The following is an 817-nucleotide window of genomic DNA, read 5'->3' as shown; positions in this document are numbered from 1 at the left end:
ATGAAATCTCGCATAACGGAAAAAGTATTGGCGAAGTGCGGGCTAAATTGAACGAAAAGTTCAATTTCGACTGCTTGAAGCCGATGCTTTTTCAGATTGTTAAAATTAAAGAAAAAAACAATATGAAAAGCAGCGGCGGCTAAATTTTTCAAACCTTTCTATTATACATTTAACCCCGCATTTTGCCAATACAATGTTAGGCGATGTTTTTATATTTTTCTCTTTTTGGGAGATTGTCTATTTGAAAAGAATGATAATATTTCTATATTTTCCTTTATCACTCTATAATACATTGAGTTATATTTCAATATTACTGCTTTGTGAATATTTACATTATCTGATTTTGGAAAAAGATTTGGATTTTGTGATATTAATTCAGAAGTACTTTCGATGTTTTGAACAAGTTTTTTAATTTCTTTTTCAGTGAAATTTTTCTCTAAATATTCGATCGTTTTCTTTAACTCATTCTTTGAGTTTGGAGTCCAAAAAATATTATAACCACTTTTCATAAATAGCTCTTGCAGTAGAATGTGGTTCTAATTTTCCTTGGTTCGCTTCCGAAATACCTTTCTCAATAGATTTTTTCTCATCTTCTGAAATTGTATCCCACCAATCTATAGTTTCTTCTTTTCTAAATTTTAACAGTTTTTCGATAATAGAATTATCTTCCAATGTTGATAACCATTGGATTAATTCAATTTTTTTATTTAGAGTCTGTGTATTCATACAATTAATACTTAAAATCAAATTTATGAATTAAATTTCAATTTAGGACTGTTGTTGTAAAATATCGCCTAACGAAAAAGTATTGGCGAAG

2 protein-coding genes are annotated in these 817 nt (G+C 28.3%); both read right to left on the bottom strand.

Annotation, left to right across the window (positions count from 1 at the left end):
- Positions 1 to 209: 209 nt before the first annotated feature.
- On the bottom strand, positions 210 to 509 hold the full coding sequence (locus tag AC5XHR_RS13770; RefSeq protein ID WP_495951354.1) for a type II toxin-antitoxin system RelE/ParE family toxin: 300 nt from the start codon (positions 507 to 509) through the stop codon (positions 210 to 212).
- Positions 493 to 726, bottom strand: coding sequence for a hypothetical protein (locus tag AC5XHR_RS13765; protein ID WP_495951353.1), 234 nt, complete (start codon positions 724 to 726; stop codon positions 493 to 495). Before AC5XHR_RS13765 ends, AC5XHR_RS13770 begins: the two co-directional genes overlap by 17 nt.
- Positions 727 to 817 lie beyond the last annotated feature (91 nt).

It is taken from the genome of Kaistella sp. CFF1-2 (genome assembly GCF_059509915.1).
The sequence above is the reverse complement of the archived record's forward strand: the minus strand, read 5'-3'. Positions and strand labels throughout refer to the sequence as shown.